General features: G+C 46.7%; 20 protein-coding genes and 4 pseudogenes. 7 read left to right on the top strand and 17 right to left on the bottom strand.

What is annotated here, in order from left to right; translation table 11 throughout:
- Positions 1–131 precede the first annotated feature (131 nt).
- Positions 132–1,154 carry a DNA/RNA non-specific endonuclease gene (locus JCM2765_RS03575; protein WP_054733829.1) on the bottom strand — a complete coding sequence of 341 codons (1,023 nt, stop codon included), beginning with the start codon at positions 1,152–1,154 and terminating at the stop codon, positions 132–134.
- A 155-nt stretch (positions 1,155–1,309) separates the two neighbouring features.
- Positions 1,310–1,900, bottom strand: coding sequence for an NAD(P)H-dependent oxidoreductase (locus JCM2765_RS03570; protein WP_054733826.1), 591 nt, complete (start codon positions 1,898–1,900; stop codon positions 1,310–1,312).
- Between the two features lie 122 nt (positions 1,901–2,022).
- On the opposite strand from JCM2765_RS03570, the gene JCM2765_RS03565 reads away from it, so the two are divergent.
- The gene (locus JCM2765_RS03565) at positions 2,023–2,586 is read left to right on the top strand and encodes a Crp/Fnr family transcriptional regulator (protein WP_054733823.1); all 564 of its coding nucleotides are present in this window, start codon (positions 2,023–2,025) and stop codon (positions 2,584–2,586) included.
- A 380-nt stretch (positions 2,587–2,966) separates the two neighbouring features.
- On the top strand, positions 2,967–3,905 hold the full coding sequence (locus tag JCM2765_RS03560) for a GW dipeptide domain-containing protein (protein WP_054733820.1): 939 nt from the start codon (positions 2,967–2,969) through the stop codon (positions 3,903–3,905).
- A 113-nt stretch (positions 3,906–4,018) separates the two neighbouring features.
- On the opposite strand, the gene JCM2765_RS03555 is transcribed toward JCM2765_RS03560, so the two are convergent.
- Positions 4,019–4,624 (bottom strand): TetR/AcrR family transcriptional regulator, encoded by a 606-nt coding sequence (locus JCM2765_RS03555; protein ID WP_054733818.1) that lies wholly within the window; start codon positions 4,622–4,624, stop codon positions 4,019–4,021.
- Between the two features lie 126 nt (positions 4,625–4,750).
- Here JCM2765_RS03555 and JCM2765_RS17855 point away from each other — a divergent pair, with 126 nt between their 5' ends.
- From JCM2765_RS17855 to JCM2765_RS17845, 3 genes are read left to right on the top strand one after another with little or no spacing between them, the layout of a single operon-like run.
- Positions 4,751–5,194 (top strand): oxidoreductase, encoded by a 444-nt coding sequence (locus JCM2765_RS17855; RefSeq protein WP_225351953.1) that lies wholly within the window; start codon positions 4,751–4,753, stop codon positions 5,192–5,194.
- Positions 5,173–5,517, top strand: a complete 345-nt coding sequence (locus JCM2765_RS17850; protein WP_369404034.1) for an oxidoreductase — start codon at positions 5,173–5,175, stop codon at positions 5,515–5,517. The genes JCM2765_RS17855 and JCM2765_RS17850 overlap by 22 nt, the downstream gene beginning before the upstream one ends.
- A complete protein-coding gene (locus JCM2765_RS17845) occupies positions 5,514–6,686 on the top strand; it encodes an FAD-dependent oxidoreductase (RefSeq protein WP_263849314.1) in 1,173 nt (390 codons plus the stop codon). Before JCM2765_RS17850 ends, JCM2765_RS17845 begins: the two co-directional genes overlap by 4 nt.
- A gap of 174 nt (positions 6,687–6,860) precedes the next feature.
- Here JCM2765_RS17845 and JCM2765_RS03545 read toward each other — a convergent pair whose 3' ends face one another.
- The 3 genes and pseudogenes from JCM2765_RS03545 to JCM2765_RS03540 form a co-directional block, all read right to left on the bottom strand.
- Complete coding sequence (locus tag JCM2765_RS03545) at positions 6,861–7,841, bottom strand: hypothetical protein (RefSeq protein ID WP_054733815.1); 981 nt, start codon at positions 7,839–7,841, stop codon at positions 6,861–6,863.
- 574 nt (positions 7,842–8,415) lie between these two features.
- A complete protein-coding gene (locus tag JCM2765_RS17840) occupies positions 8,416–8,589 on the bottom strand; it encodes a hypothetical protein (protein WP_225351952.1) in 174 nt (57 codons plus the stop codon).
- Between the two features lie 10 nt (positions 8,590–8,599).
- Positions 8,600–9,288 (bottom strand): annotated as a pseudogene (locus JCM2765_RS03540) (SDR family NAD(P)-dependent oxidoreductase).
- A gap of 196 nt (positions 9,289–9,484) precedes the next feature.
- Here JCM2765_RS03540 and JCM2765_RS03535 point away from each other — a divergent pair.
- Positions 9,485–10,069, top strand: coding sequence for a TetR/AcrR family transcriptional regulator (locus tag JCM2765_RS03535; protein ID WP_054733812.1), 585 nt, complete (start codon positions 9,485–9,487; stop codon positions 10,067–10,069).
- Positions 10,070–10,166: 97 nt separating this feature from the next.
- Here the strand turns inward: JCM2765_RS03535 and JCM2765_RS03530 are convergent, their stop codons facing one another.
- From JCM2765_RS03530 to croR, 11 genes and pseudogenes are all read right to left on the bottom strand, one after another.
- Positions 10,167–10,394, bottom strand: coding sequence for a hypothetical protein (locus tag JCM2765_RS03530; protein WP_225351951.1), 228 nt, complete (start codon positions 10,392–10,394; stop codon positions 10,167–10,169).
- Positions 10,395–10,616: 222 nt separating this feature from the next.
- A complete protein-coding gene (locus JCM2765_RS03525) occupies positions 10,617–11,306 on the bottom strand; it encodes a 2,3-diphosphoglycerate-dependent phosphoglycerate mutase (RefSeq protein WP_054733809.1) in 690 nt (229 codons plus the stop codon).
- A gap of 159 nt (positions 11,307–11,465) precedes the next feature.
- Positions 11,466–12,062, bottom strand: a complete 597-nt coding sequence (locus JCM2765_RS03520) for a sugar O-acetyltransferase (RefSeq protein ID WP_054733806.1) — start codon at positions 12,060–12,062, stop codon at positions 11,466–11,468.
- Positions 12,063–12,130: 68 nt separating this feature from the next.
- Positions 12,131–12,744: pseudogene (lepB, locus tag JCM2765_RS03515) on the bottom strand (signal peptidase I).
- Between the two features lie 23 nt (positions 12,745–12,767).
- Positions 12,768–13,850 carry an AI-2E family transporter gene (locus JCM2765_RS03510; RefSeq protein WP_054733803.1) on the bottom strand — a complete coding sequence of 361 codons (1,083 nt, stop codon included), beginning with the start codon at positions 13,848–13,850 and terminating at the stop codon, positions 12,768–12,770.
- An 84-nt stretch (positions 13,851–13,934) separates the two neighbouring features.
- Positions 13,935–14,861, bottom strand: coding sequence for a hypothetical protein (locus JCM2765_RS03505; protein WP_054733800.1), 927 nt, complete (start codon positions 14,859–14,861; stop codon positions 13,935–13,937).
- A gap of 1,021 nt (positions 14,862–15,882) precedes the next feature.
- Positions 15,883–16,227, bottom strand: a complete 345-nt coding sequence (locus JCM2765_RS03495) for an AzlD domain-containing protein (RefSeq protein WP_054733795.1) — start codon at positions 16,225–16,227, stop codon at positions 15,883–15,885.
- A gap of 14 nt (positions 16,228–16,241) precedes the next feature.
- Positions 16,242–17,040: pseudogene (locus JCM2765_RS03490) on the bottom strand (AzlC family ABC transporter permease).
- Positions 17,041–17,282: 242 nt separating this feature from the next.
- A complete protein-coding gene (locus tag JCM2765_RS03485; protein ID WP_054733793.1) occupies positions 17,283–18,587 on the bottom strand; it encodes a D-alanyl-D-alanine carboxypeptidase family protein in 1,305 nt (434 codons plus the stop codon).
- Positions 18,588–18,603: 16 nt separating this feature from the next.
- Positions 18,604–19,761: a sensor histidine kinase gene (locus JCM2765_RS03480; protein ID WP_054733790.1), complete on the bottom strand. Its 1,158-nt coding sequence runs from the start codon at positions 19,759–19,761 to the stop codon at positions 18,604–18,606.
- A gap of 43 nt (positions 19,762–19,804) precedes the next feature.
- Positions 19,805–20,493: pseudogene (croR, locus tag JCM2765_RS03475) on the bottom strand (response regulator transcription factor CroR).
- 170 nt (positions 20,494–20,663) lie between these two features.
- On the opposite strand from croR, the gene JCM2765_RS03470 reads away from it, so the two are divergent.
- Positions 20,664–21,971 (top strand): RNA-guided endonuclease TnpB family protein, encoded by a 1,308-nt coding sequence (locus tag JCM2765_RS03470; protein ID WP_054733787.1) that lies wholly within the window; start codon positions 20,664–20,666, stop codon positions 21,969–21,971.
- The last annotated feature ends 473 nt before the right edge of the window (positions 21,972–22,444 follow it).

Genomic DNA, 22,444 nt, shown 5'->3' with positions numbered 1-22,444 from the left:
GAATTCTTTGTCAACTATCGACATCAAAAACTGGCGGCTAAAATAAATAGCACCAAGAACGACGTAACGTCGATCTTGATGCTATTAGTTCATTTCAGTTAACCTTCAATACCAATTAAGCTATACCCAAACTACGGTTGCGCATACCCGTTCCCCCGAACCGCTTTCCGCGCACCGCTATGAATAGCGGCCGTTCTCGATTCATAGGTGTAGTTACCCGGGTTCGTGACCTTCGTGTAGTAGATCTTACTCTTAGAAACGAACACTTTGCCAGAAGCGGCAATCGTCCATTTACCAGACTTGCGCAACTTAGAGCTAGTTGTCTTGGTTGCCGTTGTCTTTTTGGTCGTTTTCTTAGCCGTGGTCTTCTTGACAGTCGTGGCAGTCTTCTTAACCGACGTCTTACCAGTTGAGTAGTTGATCTTAACGCCCTCATCCGAGTTTAAAACAACGACTTCGGTATTCAACTTGCCGTCAGAAGACTTGATGTCCACGATTGAGCCTCGCGGAATGACTTCACTACCGCGGTAAACGGGCGTCGTTTCGTATTTAACAGTCCGCTTCGTGCCTGGATGACTTGCCCAGTAGTTTTCGACCTTTTCCTCGGCGTAACGCATACCGCCATTTTGGTCGGCACCAACGTTTTGTGAACGAGTCCCCGTGGTGAAGTTGGCGTTAGACGTGTAAGACTTCTTGCCTAACAGACTGTCACCAATCGAGTGGCTCCGGTTCCATAGATAACCGTGGTAGGTCCGGTGCGTCAGTGAGTAAGTGACCGCCACGATTGGGTTACTGCTCGGCCACTTGTAGGGATCGCGTGGCGTGCCTTGACGACTGCCTTGTGAGGCTTTGTACTCTGAATAGGTTAAGACCGCCCGCGCCGTTGCTGACCGGTGGTGACTATCGGTTGCAAAATGCGTGCCGCCAGTCTTGATGCCGGCAAACGACCCGAACTGCGCCTTCCCATTGGTGTAATAGTAGTCCTTCGTTGGCCCCGCCGATTTAGCGTTGGTATAACTGGTCAACTTGCTGGCAACAACTGAGGCCGATTGTGCCTTGGCCGATGCTGTTTGCGTGTGGATCAGTTGCCCACCACCAAACAGCGCCCCCGTTAAGAGCACGAGTGAGAGTGATTTTTTCAAATACTGATTCATGATTTCCCCTTCCACTTCCCCGCAATTATCGTCAACGTATTAGTGACAAATAATGCTGATATATGATAAATAACCTTTAATCTCATTAATCATATCGCCAGTTGCGTAGGGGCGCAATCGTTTATTCACTTTTGCTTCTAAAGTAGCTCGCTCAACTACAACTTAAACGTCTGAATTAGTCGTTGCCGTTGTTCAAGTGACTTCTTTTCCACTTGCGAAAAACCATACCACTTAAAGTGAAACAGTCGCGTTTTCAGGAACGTTCCCCGGAACAACGCCTTTAATAATGGAGCACCGAAAACCCAACGATAAAGCCAAGTTGGGGTACTCATCGTGGTGATTACCTTGATCTTGGGTTGGCGAGTCAACTTGGTTTGCATCGATCCCGCCTCATACAGAGTTTCCTTCGCATAAACCTTATCAAGAAAGCCCTTCGTCATCGCTGGCATCACTTCCCACCAAATCGGGAACATGAAGATGATTTGATCTGTAGCCAGTAAGCGTTGCTGGTAATCCGCAATTTGGTCGTTGATGGGGACGCCGCGGCGCCAGTTCGCTAGATCTTGGGCGGACATCACGGGATCAAAGTGGTCCGCATGCAAGTCGATCAGGTCAACCTCGGTATTTTCAGCTTTTAATTGGGTCACGACCTGCTTGTAGATAGCGGCCAGGAAGGACCGTTGGTGAGGAACGTTTTCGCTGGCGGTACTGGTGTATGGGTGGTCAAAGATAATCACTGTTTTCATTTTTAATTGCCTCGCATCTCTGTTTTAATTGAGGCTAGTTTATCGTCAATTGCGCACAAGCACCTTAACTTATGTTAAGCTCGACTACAAAATAACAACGATTTGAAAGGCACCTGATAACCATGAACTTACCCCCATTAATCGGCAGTAAATTCCCAGAACTCGCGGCGCATTGGGACGACTGTCAACAACTCCTCACTCCGATAACAGCGCCCGCTCATACCCAATTATTAAACGAAGGCGATATCAGCACGACCATCTACATTGTCGTGAGTGGTGCGCTACGCTTATGGCAGGCTGGTGAGCGCCAAGAGATCACTTTTCAATTCTTCTTTGACAATGAAATCGTAAGTTCGTTTGAAAGTTTCTACCTAAATCAGCCAAGCGATTGTTCACTGGAGGCACTGGAAGATAGCCAATTGCTTAAATTAAGCAAAGCCGATTTTGAATTACTCTGCCAACGCTACCCGAGTTTAGAGCAATCCATGACTCGCTGGATCTGCCAGCGCTTCATCACCTATCGTGGACGGATGCTGAAACAGTTACAACAGTCACCCCTCGAACGCTATCAGGACTTGCTTGAAAACGAACCTGAACTGATTGAGCGGGTGCCGTTACACGAAATTGCATCTTACATCGGGATTACGCCGGTGTCGTTGAGTCGGATTCGGAAGCGGTTGGGTTAAATCGCGCTATTCCGCATTCTCAAACGTCACTTCTAACCCTTTGAATGATGTATAGCCATCATCCGCAAATACCGTGGTGCCGTTAATGGCGCTGGCTTCAAAATCCGGTTCATGTGCTATGAACTGAGTGTTTTGTTGTGTACTTAGTGCTAAATTAAGCCTTCAAAATTTCTCTACAAACGCTAAGTTAGGTCCGCTAACGATTTCCGTAAGATTAACGCAAAAACATTTACGCTTGCGTAAAAATGCCTTAGGCTTAGGCATGATTATAATCTCGTCACACCATTTATCTAGGGGGATTCGTTCATGAAAAAGTCATTATCACCGGTACTGCATTAGGTGTCTTTGTCTTAAGTACAGGCTTAAACTTAACGACCAACGTGCACGCCAAAACCTACGCCACTATCACCAACATTTCTCAATCCAAAAAAGTGTCCGGCGATTACGTCAACTTTACGGGCAAGAACGCTCTTTACACCAAAGCTGGGACGATGCACGGCGCAAAATTAGTGAAGTCAACCAGTCAACTCAAAAAGCTCGCTAGGTCGACACGCGGTCTTGATTCGTTCATGATTTTACGAACGGCCACCACTAACCAGCACAACGTCTACCTCAAGATTCGCTCATTAGACGGCAAAACAACCGGTTGGATCTATGATGGTAAATCAACTCAATCTAAAATGAACAACATTATCTATAAGGACAAGGCGCACAAATACCCAGCCGGTGGCGTCACCGCATTTGAAACCAGCTCGACGAGTCTACTGACTCAAACCGAAAAAACGAGCTATTATCGGTTAGCAACGCCGGGGTCGGCAACGGATGGAACTGGGGTGCTCTACAATACAACCTTAGATACCGCTTCACCCGCTTGGGGCACGCTCAAAGTCGCTCAGCCTAACCAAACAACTTCGACCCCATATGCCAGCGACGTCTTTATTGTGACGTTTGCCAAAACTCGAACCCGGCAAGGTGATTGTTGGCTCCGAGTCGTTGATCTTAATAACACTGCCGTACAAGGCTACATTAAAGCCAGCGCGATGACGAAATTACCTGCCACAACGGCTAAAATGGGCATTACGGTCAATTATGTTGATAACGCATCTAATAAAGTTGTCGGGACAACGATCGTACCAGTCAGCGACACAACTGCGATGAACCTGACCGGACTCTTCGGTTACTTTGAAGGCCTCCCATCTGGTTACACTGCCAACGCCGACCACACAAATGGCGCAACTGGCTTCACCGATAAAGCCGCTGCTCAAAACGCGGTTGCTGGCGACGTGCTGACGTATCAAGTTGGGGTTGACCGGAACTAACGCTTAGCACAAAACATGTCACCATTAAACATGATCACCTTCTAAAAGGACTAAGTTCGCATCGTACGACCTTAGTCCTTTTTCACGTCTATAAAATTTAAATCAACCCCAAACTAATCAAACGCAATCAGCTTTTGGCGTAACTCGGGCAATATACCCTGATCCAAAGTTTCATTCATTAAATTTACCAAAAAATCACTTGAAAGACTCGGATTTTCGGTATGCCACCACTTAATCGTTGTCAATAAGTTGTTCGCAATGAGCCCGGCGTATAACGAAAGTACCTTATTTTGCGTTGAATTAGAATCATCAACGTAACTACGAAAAATATCAAATAACCTTTCTTGAAGAATCATCGCCATGTCAGAGAACACCTGCGACGCAAAATGATGCTTAAGTAAGATATCTAACGTGTCCGCATGATCTGAAAAATACGTCACCAAAGCATCAAACCCATTTCGATCAGCATTAAGTTCAAATGGAAGTGTTTCGACAGCCCGTCGATAAGCATGTAGTGTATCATCCATAATCTGTTGACTTAAATCAAATTTATCCTCAAAGTTTCGATAAAACGTGGACTTATTAATTTGACACTCAGTTGTCAGGAGCTTAATGGTTATCGCTTCAAATTTATGGGTTTCCAATAATCGCAAAAACGTTTGGATAATATTTTGCCGTGTTTTGATAACTCGAAGATCCATTTTGCCACCACCAATCAAATTTAAGCAACTCTTTTCCTTTACGTGTCGCTTAAGCAACTTTCTTCGTCATTCTTGTGATTGTTTACGCAAATTGATTATAGCATACTGAAACCGCATTCATAATATCACTAAGGGGCGATAACTATGGTCAACGCATATTATCCAAATCTGTTTAAAAAAGGACATATTGGTAATGTTGAAATCAAGAACCGAATTGTCCGTAACTCAATGGGTACCTATTTAGGTAACCCTGATGGTACCGTAACCGACCGACAAATCAAAGCTTACGCAGAAGCCGCAGATGGCGGTGCTGGGCTGGTTTTCATGGATAATGCAACGCCGGTACCAATGGCATCTTGTGGTCTTAGAGCTGACCTAGATACCCACATTGCCGGACTTTCACTTCTCGCAGATGCAATCAAATCACACGGCGCAGTTCCGGGAATGCAATTAGCACACCCTGGCCGTGATGCCGGCTTCGTTGGCAGCGCAGACGTCATTGGTGCCTCTGCCATTACGTTTGAGCCTGGTACCAAGCTGGCGCCAAATTACCACGTCCGTTATCAATTGATGAAATTCACGATTTAGTTCATAAGTTTGGGGACGCCGCCTTACGTTGCAAACGCGCCGGATTCGAAGTAGTTGAGTTACACGCCGCAGCGGGCTGTATTCCGACTAACTTCTTGTCACCACACGATAACCACCGAACAGATATGTATGGCGGATCCCTAGAAAACCGAATGCGCCTGCTACTCGAAATTATTGCTGATATGAAGCAAAAATGCGGGCCAAACTTCCCAATCGGCGTAAAACTTAGTACCGAAGACTGTGAGCCAGAGGCATCCGAATCGATGAAACCGTTCAAGTTGCCAAAGCGGTTGAAAAAGCTGGTGCTTCACACATCAATTTGATTTCAGGCACTCATGCAACCGCAGCAATGGAAATTTTACAACCGGATGGTTTTAACGCCAACATGACTAAACGAATCAAAGATGCCGTCTCAATTCCTGTTTTTGCGGGCCATAATGTATTTACACCTGAATTAGCCGAAAAAATGCTTTCAGATGGTGATGGCGACTTTGTTGCGCTAGGACGGGCAAGTCTAGCCGACCCTGCTTGGGCGAAAAAGGCTCAAAACGGACTAGCCGATGATATTACACCCTGCATCAACTGCCTTATTGGCTGTACAGATCGCGGCCTACTAGCCAATAGACCAATCTCCTGCACCGTTAATCCAACGTTATACAAATATGAATGTCCGCCAATTACACCAACACAAACACCCAAAAACGTTGTTGTCATTGGCGGAGGTCCAGCTGGGTGTGAAGCTGCTTTAGCTGCTGCGCGACGTGGCAATCACGTGACGTTATACGAAAAACGCGAAATCGGTGGCGCCATGATTGAAGCCTCGGCGCCAGAAAATAAGGCCGATATTCGGCGACTAATTGCGTACTATAAACGACACCTAGATAACAATAAGAATATCGACGTCGTTCAAAAAAATGTGACGACTGAGGACATTCTCAACGAAAACTGCGATGCTGCAATTGTTGCCGTTGGCGGTCGGGAACGAACGTTGAATAATGTCAACGGCATTAACAGCGACATGGTCTTTTCAGCTATGTCTGTCCTCACCCACGATGTTAACGTTCCCGGGGAAAGCGTTGCTGTCATCGGCGGTGGCATTACCGGGTCTGAAACTGCGTTGGAATTAGTGCGGATGGGCAAGCAAGTAACCATTGTTGAAATGGCTGATCAATTTCTCAGTAATCGAAGCACCTCATCCGCCGCTCAAGCCTATGCGGTTGCAATTTCTCAATCCACGATTAAGGTTTTAACCAGTTTACGTCTGGAGAAAGTTGCCGATGGCCAGTTGACGTTAGTCGATAAATTTGGCAATGAGCAGTTATTAAAAACTGACGCTGTTGTTTTAGCGGCTGGTTTCGATGCACAACCTCAATTTGCGAATACCTTGGATGACAATGCCAATATTCCGGTTTATAACGTTGGTGACGCCAAACGGGTCCGTGACATCTATGATGCCGTACACGAAGGTTTCGTTGCCGGACGACAGATTTAATTTGTTTAACCCAATTTATCTGTTAGCTTGATGATGCCAATTAATTAACGCTAGCTAGTTTGCTTACATCATCAGACATATTATTCTGCAACCTCAAACACATATAATCGCAACACAACAAAAAGCCAGTTCACACCACGTGGGCTGACTTTTTAGTTACATCATTACCGCTAATTAGTCTGGTAAGTCGCTCGTATTCACATACCGCAGCCAACCATCTAACGCTACCAACGATAGATCATGCTTTTTCCCATAACCATCACCGTAGACCGCCTGTAAGTTTCCGCCACTGTTACTCAGCGCATTGGCCGTTTCATCAGGGAAGTTATACCGTACCGTTCGAATGCCGATTCCAGTTGTTGTACTCCCCGATGTCGCCTTCATTGGGTACGTCTCCTCCGGTTTAGCACCTAAAGCAACAAGGTCTTGCATGGCCCAAAAGTTCGTCCGGTTGCCAAAGTAACTCATCTCAGACTGCTTCGGCATTACCTGAAACATCGGGATTCGTAACACATCTGCCTTGTTGTTGGTGGGCCAAACGTTGACCAACGCGATCCGCGCATTGGCTGTTTTGCTGGAGCAAACGAAGGCTGGTAAGTCGGTATTTTTAGGATTCTTCAAATAAAAATTCAGAACCTTAATCATCTGCTTAGTTGTCGGGGGCGTTGCAAAAGCGCTCAGTGCCGTCTTATCCTTCGTTCCCGGCACATCCGCTTGTTCAATAAGTGAATCATCCGCTTTCGATTGATACCGCAAGCTTGATAATAAAATCCCCCGACTTGGATAACTATAATAGCCACCGCTCACGTAATGTCCCGCAATCAAATAACCACTCCAAACGTAGCCAGCCACCTTTTTATTGGCACTTTGAACGTAGTAGTAAGCGGCTGTGTGCTTCTTCGATTTAATGGTTACTTTTTTAGTGGCATACAACGTTGTGTGCGGATAGTTTTTCAAGTTGTGAATTGCTTTGGTGTAATGTGTATTCCACATATAAGCCGTCTTGGGATAACGCGCTAAATAAGTTGGTTTCACCTGATACGTTTTGATCGTGGTGATTTTAGCTGTGCTGGCGTGCGCCGTTGTTGGTTGACCTGCGATGGCAACAGTCGTTAGGCCGATAAATGCGCTAGCTAATAAACCTGATAGTTTCATGGTGTTCGTCCCCTTTTTGCTTAAACTGAATCGTAGGTGTTTATCTCTGCTACATATCATCGTATCGCTAATCTGACATCATGTATACCTGCCTTACACTCAAGAAATGGATAATCCTGATATGCCATATTGAGGCAATATCAGGGATTTAATAACCCAATCTGTACCCCTGATCACTTTATTACGCTCGCCGTTTGTGTAGTATGCTTGAAAACCAAAACCTCAAAATAGAAGAAGGACCAAGATCGCACAACCGCGACCTTGGCCCTTTTCATATACCCATAAATTCAGCGACGAACTAATCCATCACCACATGCTGGAAGGCAATCGAACCAGTCTCCAAATCTGCCTTGAATAGTCCCTTAACGCCTGACTTCTCATCAGTCAAGACGGCCATATATTATACGAAACATTTCTATTTAGTGCAGATTTCATACGCGTTCTTTATCCCATTAGCGTCTTTTAACTCCCGGTATCTCTCGTCATTATTTATTAAGAATTTAACAAAACAGTACATATCTCGTATTTGGACCGCCGGCATATTGTTCGCTTGCCAACCAACGCCAAACAGTGCCTACTGCATAACATAATCGTCAGCATCCGTAGAATAAGCAACGGCCTTTTGCTCAGTTAACGCCGTTAGTCGAGCCTCCAAACTTGCCTTGATTTTTTGATAAGCATCACTGCCCAACGTCAACCGCAATGGTCCCTTTCCAACATCTACACGGTTAATAATTTGATGGGCCATTTTTTCAGGATCACCGGCGATATACTTTTCGTACGTTGCTAGATCGATCCATCCCTGGAACATCACCTTTCATTAACCGAACTATTTTTTCAACTTCAGTGCCTTGATAATCAATCGGATCCTCACCAAAAACACCGTTTCCATCAACAAAGTTAGTTCTGATGCCGCCAGGCTCAACAATTGTCGTTTGGATATTAAATGGGGCAACTTCTGCAGCCAACGCTTCAAAAGCAGCTTCAACCGCCCATTTTGATGCACTATACATTCCCATTACAGGTGTCGAGTACTGTCCAGCCATGCTAGCAATCTGAATAATCTGTCCACTTCCCTGTTTTCTAAAATGGGGTAGGAACATCCGTGCCGTATTTAACGACCCAAAGACATTAACGTTAAATACGTCTGCTGTTTGCTTAGCACTGATACCCTCAACAGTCCCGTATAGCCCATAGGCTGCATTATTGAGCAACACGTCAACTGTACCAAAGGTTTGAAATGTTTGATCCACAGCATCACTAACGCTTGTGGATTCGTTAAATCCAGTGCCGTTACCCATAACTGAGTGCCATATTTCTCTTTTAAAGTTGCCAGCGCGTCTTTTTTACGCGTTGTCGCAGCGACCCGATCACCCCGCTCAAGTAATTCACTGATAATAGCGGTCGCTAAACCACCCGTAGCCCCAGTAATAAACCATGTTTTCATATTAATTTGCCTCCAGTAATTAATTATATTTTTAGCGATAGTTCTATCGATTAAATCCATTTTAATAATAGCGATAGCCCTATCGTTTGTCAAGAACCATCAACTCACTATTTAGCGTATCAGCCGCCATCCCCTTGTTAATCGGATTAATCTTCGCTATCCTAGTAATGACCATGATCATTTAAAGGAGACCATTATGAAACTCAAAAGTGAAGCGCTCCGCCAATCAATCCTCACCACCACCACTCAGTTGTTGATTTCTCAAGGCATTGAAGGCACATCAACTGTTAAAGTGGCTAAAAAACTGAACATCTCTCAATCTAACATCTACTCTTACTTTAAAAATAAACAAATGCTTCTGCTGGCCGTTTTTAAGCACCATCAGGCAAAACTCATCGCAGCACTTCAACCTTTACTCGAATTACAATTACAGCCAGTTCAGCAAATCGATGCCCTCATTAACGGCCTCATTGAATTTGGATCACAACAGCCACAATCAATTCAACTTATCCTGCTATTTCGACAACAACCACAGATTCGTCCGACACTTCCAACCATTCAAGATGACCCCTTTTTTGTCGCTCTTTTTACCAAAATCGAACACTTTCAACAACTTAACGTTATCAAAAACTATAACGCTCAGTTTTTAGCTGAAGGGGTCTTCTCAATCGTTGTTAACTATCTCCTTTTTCAGACTACCGGCGAATTAATCGATCAACCACTATCGCAACAGGATGCAGTGACACTGATCCATGGCTTTTTGTTGACCGGAAACGAGTAGTGCGTTTAATATAAATTACCCAAATACGATAAAAAGGGCCAAGATCGCACAACCGCGACCTTGGCCCTTTTCATATACCTATAAATTTAGTGACGAACTAATCCATCACCACATGCTGGAACTCAATTGAACCAGTCCCCAAATCTGCCTTGAATAGTCCCTTAACGTCTGACTTCTCATCAGTCAAAGTCACCATGTACTCGTCCTGACCGCCTTTACCATGCTCAAAACTTTCGTATTCTCCACGGAATTCGTTCTTCCGGAAAAGGCCGATGATCTTCATCATTTCGCGTTGTGAAACTTCTGGTTCTAATACGTTATCCAAGGTTGTTGTACTCCATTCGATTATAAATTTTATTTTTTGCCGTCACGAATAGCGACCCTAGCGACCAATCAGCGCCGATTGGTGACCACTAGTGCCCGCACTATCCGTAGTTATCCATCATTCGCACAGAAAAATGATCACCACCGGGCTTCATTTGCCACCCTTCAGTGATCATTTTTTGTGTTTAACTTTAAGTTGTGAGCTAAAAGTTTGAGTTGCTAATTAACCAAGCTTCGTCTTGCTTTGTACTTCAAGCTTTTCGTTGAAGTCGTAGACAACTGGTTGGCCAGTCTTCATTTCAAGGTTGATGATATCTTCATCACTGATACCTTCGATGTACTTGCTCAAGGCACGTAATGAGTTACCGTGGGCTGCGATGATGACGTTCTTGCCGTCAAGCAACTTAGGTGCGATTTCATCTTCCCAGAATGGCATAACCCGTTCAAGGGTAACCTTCAAGTTTTCGCCACCAGGAATGATGTTAGGGTCAAGGTTAGCGTAACGACGGTCGTTAGCTGCTGATCCTTCATCATCGGCACTCAAAAGTGGAGGCAAGACGTCGTATGAACGACGCCAGATGTGCACTTGGTCGTCACCGAACTTTTCAGCAGCTTCGGCCTTGTTTTGGCCTTGCAATGCGCCGTAGTGACGTTCGTTCAAGCGCCAAGTCTTGGTTTCTGGAATCCAGAGTTGGTCTGAGTATTCCAAAGCGTAGTGCAACGTCTTGATGGCACGCGTCAAAACTGAGGTGAAGGCGTAATCGAATTCGATGCCGGCTTCCTTGATCAACTTACCAGCGTTTTGGGCTTGCTTAACCCCTTCGTCGCTTAAGTTAACGTCAACCCAACCTGTAAATTGGTTAGATAAGTTCCATTCACTTTGACCGTGACGGATCAATACTAATTTAGCCATTCGTCAATAACCTCTTTCTTCTTTTAATTACTTGCCTATTTTACACCATATTCGGTTTAAATACAGTAACATTTCTCGCTTTCACAAATTGAAAACGGGTCCAATTCGCGTAGTGGTTGGACCAAAGCCGATTTTGTTAAGCTTTGTGAAATTTATGAGTTAATCGCTCATACCGGGCGTCAACGCAACCCGATCCGCTTCGGTCACTTCCCGTAATACGCGACACGGACTGCCCACCGCCACCACACCGGCCGGAATATCATGGTTGACCACGCTGCCGGCGCCAATGATACTGCCAGCACCAATCGTCACGCCACCGGTGACCACCACGTTGGCACCTAACCAAACGTTATCCGCCAACGTAATTGGAGCACTCGTCATGATGCCGTCTGCGCGCTGTTCCTCCAGCATCGCATGGCCAGAACAGGCCAACACCACGCCGGACGCAATGAATGCACCGGCACCGATGTGCACTGGTGAGGTATCCAAAATCGTCACGTTGTAGTTCAACAGCGCTAACCCGTGGAAGTGAATGTTGAAACCGTAATCGCAGTGAAAGCCGGCTTCCACGAAGGTCGTATTGGTCACGGTCCCAAATAACTGCATGAGGATCTTATGCCGCGCTTCTCCTACGTCTGGATCCATCTGATTCAGCTGCCAGCAGAGTTTTTTGGCTCGCTGTTGGCTTTTAGCTGGCATTTGACGCCCATCCACCACGTAAGGTTCAGGTGTCGTCATTCGTTCCCGATTTGTCATGTTAACGCATCCTTTCAAAAAACGGTGAGGTTAATGCGCATCCGCTCATTGTCCCCACCGTTACTGATTTAGTTCGAATAATTGTTAATAATCTTGTGCTTACTGTTCCAGAAACCAACCTTCACAACCCCGACCACGTGGCTCTTTGGTACGAACCGTAGACCCGGCCGTCTTCAGACACGCTCCGGTGGTCCCCCATCACGAAGTAACAGCCCTTTGGCACCTTGTTGATCCGGTTGTTACCGATGGCTAAGCTCCACTTGTTGCTCCAGTCGTTTTGACGAGCAGCGGTCACTAAGTTGAAGCCGTTCTTAAAGGTCGATGTGGTGCCGGCCTCTTGTTGGTATTTTGAAATAAAGTTCTGCGCTTGGTACTTACCGTTGACGTAGAGCTTACCCGTCTTGGTGTAGCGAATCGTGTCCCCTGGCAGGCCGATGACCCGCTTGACGTAGTTTTCCTTAGGGGCGGCGTTGCTATCAACGCCTTCAGCGTCAAAAACAATCACGGAGAACCGCTTGATACTTGCCGTTTTAACCGCAATGATCCGTTGCGAGTTCTTCAAGTTGGGCGCCATTGACGTCCCGTCAACGCTGACGGGCACTAGCCAAAACACCCGGATCCCGATAGCCAACAACAGGCCAATCGCGATGGGAATGAGAAACTGTAGTGTCTTTTTCAAAATCTAACCTCCTGAAAATGGGTTGCTTAGTCGTCTTGTTCATCCGTTTTGACACGGTGTCGTTTTAACTTCTTCGTTAGTTGGGCTGGTGGCACGTGCAAGCCATGTGCCTTCTTCACCCCGAGGATGTCGAGGAAGAAGGTGAACACTGGCACCCCAACGATCAAGCCCCAAGTCCCCCACAACGCTTCGCCGGCTAACAGCACAACGAAGGTGTAGAAGATTGGCAGTTCAGTCTTGCTGGACATCAGCTTCGGGTTAAGGACGTAGGCTTCTAACGCGTGAACGACCAGTAATAGGATAACGATCGTCACCACGTCGCGGAACCCACCAACGGAATACCCCAGAATCGTCAGCGGAATTGCGGAGATGATCACCCCGGCCACTGGCACCAGACTGAGGATGAAGACCATCACTGCGACAACTAGCAGTTGTGGAATATGCATAAATGCGAGGCCGATGGTCGTGATCACCGTGTTGAAAATGGCAATCAAAAACTGCGCTTCTAACACTACGCCGAAGGTATCCGCAAACTTGTGGGCGAAGTAGTAGATATCTTGGAAGAACCAGTCGTAGTCACTGCTCATAAACAGTCGTGAGAACGACCGCATTGGTTTTTCTTCAATCGTGAAGAAGAAGCTGAGGATCAGTGACAACACAAACGTGACCCCGAAGGAGCCGATGCTGGTAATGTAGTCAACGACGACCTTCAAACCACCTTTGACCTGCGGCATCAAGTTCGAGCGGTTCAGCCAATCTGAGACGAATTTGACCGTCTGGTTCGTATCGTTAGATGAACTCTGATAGAACGTGTAGATTGACTGGACGGTGGCGACCACCTGCTTGGCGATTTTGGGAATGTAGTTCGTGATGCCCAGATACAGTAACAGTAACACCAGCAGGTACACCACGACCACAATGATCTGCGACGGTATTTTGACGTGTCGTTGGATGCCCTTGATCAAGCGCAGCACCAAGAACGTGAAGATAAACGTCAGTAATATTTTATTCATTTCTGCCCGCACAAGCCAGAGAACCAGGATCAGCACACCGAGTACCACCCAGCGGCGAAGCGTGACGTTTCTGACAAAGCGTTGATATAACCCCAAATTGGTGCCCCCTTTGACCAATTAGCGTGATGCGAAAATCGTTCCTGTGATCACCCAAGTGACCCAAGAACGACTCGTTCGTGCTTATTTGTAGTTCTTTTCAGCGTAGGTCTTAAATGACGTCCCCGCCTTTTGTGCGGCAATCAAGCCATCCCGAATATCTTGGTCGGAGAAGCTACCTGGCTGGATGCCAGCAGCCTTCAACGTCTTGCGAGCAGCGGTAATTTGTGCCGCTGTGATCGTCTTGCCGTTCAATTGAGTCCGTGACTTCGGTACCGTGTACTCGTTGGAGCCCTTGTAATTCTTGGCTGCGGCACTTTCGGAATCCGTTAAGCCAGCAACGGTACTGCTAGTGCTGCTGTCACTGGTTGTGGTATCTGATGAGCTGCTGGTCGTGGTTGCGCTAGTTGATGATGAAGAATCATCAGCCGGCGTGCCATCACCGCCACCCTTGATGGCCTTGTTGTTGGCACTTCGTAGGTCCACCGCTTGGTTGTAGATGTCGGTGTAATAGCTTTGCTTAGCATCGCTATCCTTGAAGATTCGGTCCAAGGTTGCGTTGGATTGCGTGTACGATTGGCCGTTGTACTCGGTCATCGCTTGATCATAGATCTGTTGATACATGTCCTCTTTCAGCTGAATCGTCTTCAATTGCTTCAAGGCCTTGGTTGCCCGTTGCGTTAAGATGCTGTACCCATCAGCGGTTGTCTTAACCTTGGTGTAATCAGACTTCGCTGAATCAAAGTCACTATCACCCATCGCTGACTCAGCGGACGCAAAGTCCTGTGTCTGGGTCAAATACCGTTGTGCTGTGGCATCGTTTGACTTATGACGCAAGGCTTCCTGAAAGGCCGCCTCCGCTACTGAATAGTTCTTATCCTGCACGGCGTTCTTCGCGGCCGTCATCGCCGCCGTGTACGTTTGCTGGGTCATCCGGTGATTGGCATAGGCATACCCACCTGCCACCGCAATAACGACTACGGCAATGATTGTCCAAACCCACTTTTTCAATCTAATTCCCTCCACTCTCATTTGGCCGGGGACCAGACTCGGTCACCAATCGGCGTACTTTTATCAATTATAACATGCACTGATTTACCCGGGCAGTTTTGATTCGTAAAATTTGCGGAAAGTGTGCGGAGCGAGACGGGTTGAGAGCAGTGTGCAAGGCAACATCGGTGAAGGCGCCCGGGCCTGGCGGGTTTACCGATGTTGCCTTGCATGCAGCTCTCAGTCTCGCGCAGCACCATTCGGCATGGTGGCCAGAAAGCGTGTGGGTGATATTGTGGGCACAACCGGTCGGTCAGAAAATTTGGGCTGGAACGCCGTGGACACTGTTTTGAGCCGAAAGCCCGCGTCTCAAAAGCAGGTCTTTCACTAGGGCGGCAAGGAACGCCACCCAAGTGAAACGACACGGCTGAGCCCAATTTTCTGACCGACCTCTTGTTTGCGGGTTGTCGGCAGCGAGACTGCACTCCCGAAAATTTATCATGAAGGGCGAGACTGTCGCACGGTGACAATTGCGAACATCTCAGTAACTGTTGTCCGATAACGTTACTACATTGAGTCAACGGTAGTTCAAATGCGTTGCGGCAGCGTTCAGCATGGATTGACGTTTAGCCGTTACGATGGTGGAATATTACACTGGCCAGTTTGAGCGTTTGTCGAATTACCATCAGTCATTACGATTGTCGCAAACCGCTCAGTTAACCGCTTGAGATGATTTGCAACCGTGCCGAATTACACCAATGTAAGATGGAGGGATGCGGCTAGGTTCCTGCTGTGTCGCGATGATTGGTGGTTGTTGGTGTTCTTCCGACAACTACCTATCATCGGGGACGAAGTTAAGACTCGGACGGGCTTAGCGAGGCTTAACTTCGAGGTCTGAGACCGCCCTTCGGCTCAGACCGGTCCCCATAGCTGGAACCTAGCCGCATACCGGAATCGACAGGCCACACAAATCACTGCCCTTCACAAACAAAAAAGCACCCGCATCAGCATAGTGCCGATACAGGTGCGTAAGTTGCAAAGTTTAAAGTACCATCGCCAGCAAGAACACGCTGACGAGTCCGACAATGACTGAGATCGCCATTGAGCGGGTGAAGTACGCGATGAAGCCGACGATCACTGCCGCGATGATTTCGGGCAGATGGTGGATAATGTCGACTTGATAAGTCGCACTGATAAAGACGTCTTTGACGACCAACGCCGTGAACAGAGATACGGGAACGAACCGCATCCATTCGTTGAACCATTCCGGAATCTTCCGTTTTGTAAAAATCTTAATGGGCAAGTAACGTGGTGCAAACGCCACGAAGAAGCCTAAGACGACTAACCAGAAATGTTGAGTTGTGTTCCAGGTATTTACCGCATTCATAAACGTGTCCCCTACTAATTTTCACTGGATTCTTCGACGGCTGACTTCTTGCTTCCTGGGCTGTGGAGCTTGTAGAGGAAGCGGCTGTTCGGTTTACGATTCTTCAGGTAGTGCTCTAAGGCAAACCCGATGAATGACGAAATAAGCGTAGAAATCACCAACCCCAAGGTACTCTTGGTCAACACCAAGAAGATGACAGCGAACACCGCTGCAATCAAACCAACTAAAATCGTTAGTCGACTCTTCACCTGCATGATGATCATGTAGAGGAACAGGGCTGTTAACGCAAAGTGGACCACTGTCAGGTCGATCTTCAACGCACTACCGACTAAACTACCGATAATGTTGCTGACCGCCCAAAACAGTAAGGAATAGTGTTCTACCATTAAGGCTTCACTTGGAGTCCATTTTTTATCCGTCGCAAACTTTAAATAGTTCACGGCGTAGTTTTCGTCGTTCATTGAAATCGCGAAAATCAGCTTGAATTTTTCGGACGTACCCGTTAGATAGCGAGATAGACTCGACTAACAGGGCGTACCGGAGTTCCAAGAAGAACAACATCAAAACAATTGATAACAGTGGGGCGTTGATCGTTAACATGGACGCAATCATAAATTGCGCGCCACCAGAAAAGATCACAATTGACACCATCGCCGTCAACAACGTGTTGAAACCGGCAGCGTGCAATAACACGCCACATGCTAGGCCAATTGGAATATAACTCAGGTTCAACGGCATCGAGACCCGTAACGTTGACCGCCATTTAGGCTCGTCTGGGTTTGGTACTTGTTTAGTCAAGAATAATGCCTCCATCACAAAGCTTCCGACTCTTGATTAGGTAGTTCGCCAAATTGCGCCCTACCAGATAGACAATTACACAATACAAGACTAGTTTACCATGTTTCATTTAGTTTTCCTACGTTGATTTCACAAGTTAAAGCAGTTGAAAGCGCCTTACTAACCGTATTCAACCGGTTGCAATCCGCCAGTTACCGAACTTAAATATTTGTAATAAGCTAAAAGTTCGGTTTGGCATTCGAAAATACAATTTAAAACTAAATCATTGCTAATAAATGGCGCCAAGTTCGAACGATCCAATTTGCACGTTGAACTTTGGTCGTTGTTTTAATTGGTACCGTTAATGACGCCGTTTGCCCTAATTGGGGTAATGATTGGCCATTCACCGTCAACGTGGCGGTTCCAAAGACCGTCCCAGCCTTCAATGGTGCCGCCAAACCGGCCTGTTTCTTTTCAGCGTAAACCGAATTAATGGTCACGTGACCCTTGATTTGATTGGTTTGCTGCGACTTCGTTAGCCAAACGGTCGTTGGTTCAGCAACCGTTGCGTTGGTCTGCGTGGTCTTTCCCATCGGAACGTTGATGTTTTTAACCTGGTACGTCTTTGAATTAAGGGTAACTGGCCGATAAGTCGCGTAAACCCAGTTCATTAAGTGGCGCGTTTGGACAAACCGCGCTGGATCGCCAGTCGATTGATTAGACGCATGCATGACCACCGTAATGATCCGGTGCCCCTGCTTATTGACCGTCCCGACGAAGTTGCCGCCGGCCGCGTTAGACGTCCCGGTTTTTAACCCGTCAACTGGTAAGGTCGAACTGTACTGTGACAGTCCCTTTAGCATCAGGTTCCAGTTCGTCATCTTGGTTTGACTGGTCCCGCCCTTGTCAAACCACATCGTTGCCTGACTAGTGGTTTTCAAAATCTGTGGGTACATCGCCAATAGATCCTTAGCGAGCTTGGCAACATCGGCTGCGGACATCGTGTTTTCATCCGTTGAAGCCAATGAACTGTATCCCAATGAAGCCGCTTGTCCGTTTGTGATCCCCGAAGCGGTGATCAACTTGGCGCTGTTCAGATTCAGTTCTTCGGCGGTTGCCCGCATCTTCTTGATAAATTGGTGTGGGCTCCCCGATACGGCATTACCTAGCGCAGAAATCGCCGCGTTCGCTGAATAGATCAACGTGGCATCGTAGAGTTCGCGAACGGAATACGTCCGGCTTGAACTCAGGGGTACGTTGGTCAACTCGGTATTTTGACTCATTTTGGCAATTTGGGGGCTAACTTTCACCTGTTGGTTCCAGTGCATTTTACCGCTGTGGATCTGTTGGAGCACGATGTAGATCGACAGGAGCTTGGTCATGGACGCAATGGGGAGCGCCTTATTGGCATTCTTTTGGTACAGCACCTGTCCGGTTGTCGCATCAACGGCGACTGCTGATTTCACGTTTAAATTTAAGTCTGCCGCGTGGGCGGTGACGCCACCCAAGCTGAAAATCAGCATGAGGGCACACCAAAACAAGCCGATTTGTAGGCGTCGTTTTTGACTGTTATGTTGCATCATTTGTGACTGGCCTCCGTTAGTTTTTGACGTCCGGCCGTTTCAACCGGTCGCCGTTTTTAATTGGCAAATGAATCACGAACCGCGTCAGGTCGTCATCCGATGTCACGTAAATATAACCACCGTGAAGCGACACGATACTTTGGGCGATGGCGAGGCCTAAGCCGGTCCCGCCAGTCGCTTTGGAACGCGATTCCTCTACGCGATAAAAGCGCTCAAAGACCTGTCCTAACGCTGCTTCCGGAATCTTGGAGCCATCGTTTTCAACGCTAACGGCCACTTCCCGGTCACTTAGCTGTTTAGCCCGGAGGTAGATGTGTTTGCCATCACCACCATACTTCAACGCGTTGCCAATCAGGTTATTAAACACCCGACCGAGTTTCTCGGCATCCGCCTCAATGTGGATTGGCTCATCGCCAACGTCCGTAACCAACGTCATGCCCTTCTCGTTGGCTTCCAGTTCAAAACTGGCCGCCAGTTGCGCCATCATTTGGGTAAGATCCAGATGGGCAATCGTCAGTGGCGTATCCGTTTGGCGCATTTTGGTGTATTCGAAAAGATCATCCACCAGCGACTTCATTTGCTTCGCCTTATTGAAGGCTGTATTAGTGTATTTGAGTAACTCTTCTTCTGAATGGTACTGCCGGTCTTCAACGAGGCCTAAATACCCGATGATCGACGTTAGCGGGGTTCGCAAGTCATGACTGACATTCGTGATCAGTTCATCCTTGGACTTTTCGATTCGCCGTTCTTCTTCGATCGAACTAATAACCGAATCAACCAGCGAATTGACCGAGGTCACGACCCGTTGTGTATCGCCTTTTAACGTAAACGGAATCCGGTGATCAAAGTGACCGTTGGCAATATAATGCAGTTCACCAATGATGTGTCGCAACTGCATTTGGTGATACCGCCGAATCAACCGCCAGTACACCACCCCAACGTCAAACACGATCATCAGCGCAATGAAGATGTTCTCCCAACTCCACAACTGATAGTGTGCGGGGCCAATGAAGACCGAGCGTTTAATGATAAAAATACCGTCCTGCAACCCCGGATTGGTCTGAATCATCTCGTTTAAAATCACGATCACTGATAGGTTCAGCAACAGCAAGATCACAACGGTGACGATTCCTTCCATAATAAGGGCGCTTTTTTCTCGCGTGGTTAACTTCACAATTTTCCTCCAACGCTTAGTGTCTCTCTACTTACCCAGTACTTTAGTGTGTTTCAATCTTGTAACCGACACCCCAGACGGTCTGAATCACCTTTTCGCCATCGGTTGCTTCTTCGATTTTGTCCCGTAAATGAGACACGTGCACCATGACGGTCTTAGCCGACACGATTGATTCTTGCCGCCAAACCCGTTCAAAAATCTCATCCGCAGAAAAGACCCGGTTAGGATGGCTGGCTAATAGGTATAAAATACCGAATTCTAGTGCGGTCAAATTGATCAACTTGCCCGACAAGGTTTTGACTTCGTGAGAATCCTTGTTGATGGTTAAGGAACCAATATCAAGCACGTCTGGTTTTTCTTCCGTGACGTGGTCTGAAGCCCGACGCAATAGTGATTTAACCCGTGCCATGACTTCCAGTGGGTTAAAGGGTTTCGTCACATAATCGTCCCCACCACTGATCAGGCCTTGAATCTTATCCATGTCATCCGTCTTGGCAGACAGAATCAAAATAGGCAGTTCGGAATCCTTCCGCACTTCCTTGATCACTTCAATCCCGTTCATTTCGGGCATCATAATATCCAAAATCATCAAGCCAATATCTGGTGTGGTATGAAGCTTCGTCAACGCTTCCTTACCATTGTAGCTGAAACCGGTTCGTAGCCTTCGTTCTTAATGTAGATTTCCAATAATTGCGCAATTTCTTTATCGTCATCGACAACTAAAATTTTCATTAAAATATTGGGCGAGATACCTACGTTTTCAAACGTGGGAGGAAAGCCCGCCACTCCTCTTTTCTTTAAAATTGGTTTAGTATCTAAAATAGAATATACGAACAATTGTTCTCTTTGTAAAACATGATTTTTGGGTATACTTGGTCTATTCCAATTAAGGAGGTCGACCAATGGCGAAGAAAGTGAAACAATCAGTGGTAATCAAAGTAAAACTCAAACTACATCACAGCACGGATGCTGACCTATTAAATACCATGATGCAACAGTATCGCAACGCCTGTAACCTCGTTTCCCAAGCTTTCTTTGATGATCACTTTCGTTCCAATACGCAGGCATTAACTAAGCGCTTATATCACCAACTGCGGCAAGATTTCCATTTAAAATCCCAACTGGCTCAATCAGTCGTTCGCACAGTAATGGCCCGTTATAAAGCCGTTGAAACCCAATTAGGTGACCAACCTTACTGCTATCCAACTGACAAAAAGCTACCAAATGGCCGGCCAGAACTAGTTTGGGTCCATCGTGACTGTCAGTGGTTATGGCAACCCATTAATTTTTCCCAACCGCACGCTGATTTACAGCGGGGCCGTGATTGGTCGTTTTTGAGTAATGGCGACTTATCCATCAACACGTTGGAAAAGCGTATTCAGGTTACCCCAGTTTGCCACGGTTTACAGGAATATCTAGCTGGCGAACCCATTACTAGTGCTGGTCACGGTTTTGAACAGTATCTAGATGGCACTTGGAAATTTGGTGTGGCTAAAGTCTTACATATTCGCGGTAAATGGTACCTGCATATTGCCATGACCAAGGAAGCTGACGAGCTTCAATTGTCCAAGAACCCGAAAGTCGTTGGCATTGACCGTGGGCTACGTTTTTTAGTCACTACCCATGATCATCAACAACAAACGACCTTCGTTTCTGGTAAATCCGTTCAACGCAAACGGGCAAAGTTTAAGCGAACCCGTGAAGCACTTCAATGCAAAGGAACTAAATCAGCCCGGCGTCGTTTAAAGAAAATTGGAAATCGAGAGAACCGCTGGATGACAGATGTGAATCACTGTCTATCTAAGACACTCGTTGTGACATATGGTGCAGATACTCTATTCGTGTTGGAAGATTTAACTGGCGTTAGCTTCAACCGCGATGATTTACCCAAAGCGCTACGAAACGATAATAGTTCGTGGGCCTTCTACCAGCTTGAAATGATGTTAACCTATAAAGCTCACCGTCAAGGAAGTCTCATCTTAAAAGTACCCGCTAACTATACCAGCCAACGTTGCCCTAAATGTGAAGTGATCAATAAAGAAAATCGAGATCACCAACAACATCAGTATCAATGTGCTGACTGTGGCTATCGTTCCAATGATGATCGAGTTGGGGCGATGAATATCCAGACATTGGGGCAGCGCTACATTGCTGGTAATGCTAAACCGAGGTTTAAAAAGCCAAAATCAACCAAAACAACAGTTGCTTAGCAATGCTTCGCAGCTAAACGGGCGCTGTCAACCGTCCGATATGATGTAGCCACTTTGGGAAGGGAGTATCAGGAGACTGATATGTTTGACCACCGCGGGAAGTTACCGCGTGAGCTACAAGCCCCTTATTTTAATAAGGGGTGTGTTGACTTGAGTAAACTCCTTATTTTTAACATTCGGGATTCATTAATTAAGTGAAGTGAGTTAGCCGTGAGCCAATCCAAACAAGTTATCACAAAGTGTGACATAGTCGTTGCAGTTCGTCAGTTTTGCCTGACCAACTGTTACTATACCACTGTGAACCAGCGTTGCGGGGTCTAAATGATTCATGAACCGCACGCTTATGTCTATCTTAACAAAAGTTGGGGCTGGGTTCATTATTTTAAGTGGGACTTAAAGAAAAAGTAAGAGCGTTGGGAGAAGCGGTTAGCAGGTGGCGTGTAAGGTGGTTTAAGCGAGACTGCCTGGTTTTT

Source organism: Secundilactobacillus similis DSM 23365 = JCM 2765 (assembly GCF_001311075.1).
GTDB classification, from domain to species: Bacteria; Bacillota; Bacilli; order Lactobacillales; family Lactobacillaceae; genus Secundilactobacillus; species Secundilactobacillus similis.
Note: the sequence above shows the minus strand (reverse complement) of the source record. Positions and strands in the feature narration are given on the sequence as shown.

Excerpts from the sequence above, each read along its gene's own strand:
- JCM2765_RS03575 (WP_054733829.1), bottom strand. The coding sequence starts at position 1,154 with ATGAATCAGTATTTGAAAAAATCACTCTCACTCGTGCTCTTAACGGGG.
- JCM2765_RS03570 (WP_054733826.1), bottom strand. The coding sequence starts at position 1,900 with ATGAAAACAGTGATTATCTTTGACCACCCATACACCAGTACCGCCAGC.
- JCM2765_RS03565 (WP_054733823.1), top strand. The coding sequence starts at position 2,023 with ATGAACTTACCCCCATTAATCGGCAGTAAATTCCCAGAACTCGCGGCG.
- JCM2765_RS17855 (WP_225351953.1), top strand. The coding sequence starts at position 4,751 with ATGGTCAACGCATATTATCCAAATCTGTTTAAAAAAGGACATATTGGT.
- JCM2765_RS03545 (WP_054733815.1), bottom strand. The coding sequence starts at position 7,841 with ATGAAACTATCAGGTTTATTAGCTAGCGCATTTATCGGCCTAACGACT.
- JCM2765_RS17840 (WP_225351952.1), bottom strand. The coding sequence starts at position 8,589 with ATGGCCCATCAAATTATTAACCGTGTAGATGTTGGAAAGGGACCATTG.
- JCM2765_RS03535 (WP_054733812.1), top strand. The coding sequence starts at position 9,485 with ATGAAACTCAAAAGTGAAGCGCTCCGCCAATCAATCCTCACCACCACC.
- JCM2765_RS03525 (WP_054733809.1), bottom strand. The coding sequence starts at position 11,306 with ATGGCTAAATTAGTATTGATCCGTCACGGTCAAAGTGAATGGAACTTA.
- JCM2765_RS03520 (WP_054733806.1), bottom strand. The coding sequence starts at position 12,062 with ATGACAAATCGGGAACGAATGACGACACCTGAACCTTACGTGGTGGAT.
- JCM2765_RS03495 (WP_054733795.1), bottom strand. The coding sequence starts at position 16,227 with ATGAATGCGGTAAATACCTGGAACACAACTCAACATTTCTGGTTAGTC.
- JCM2765_RS03485 (WP_054733793.1), bottom strand. The coding sequence starts at position 18,587 with ATGATGCAACATAACAGTCAAAAACGACGCCTACAAATCGGCTTGTTT.
- JCM2765_RS03470 (WP_054733787.1), top strand. The coding sequence starts at position 20,664 with ATGGCGAAGAAAGTGAAACAATCAGTGGTAATCAAAGTAAAACTCAAA.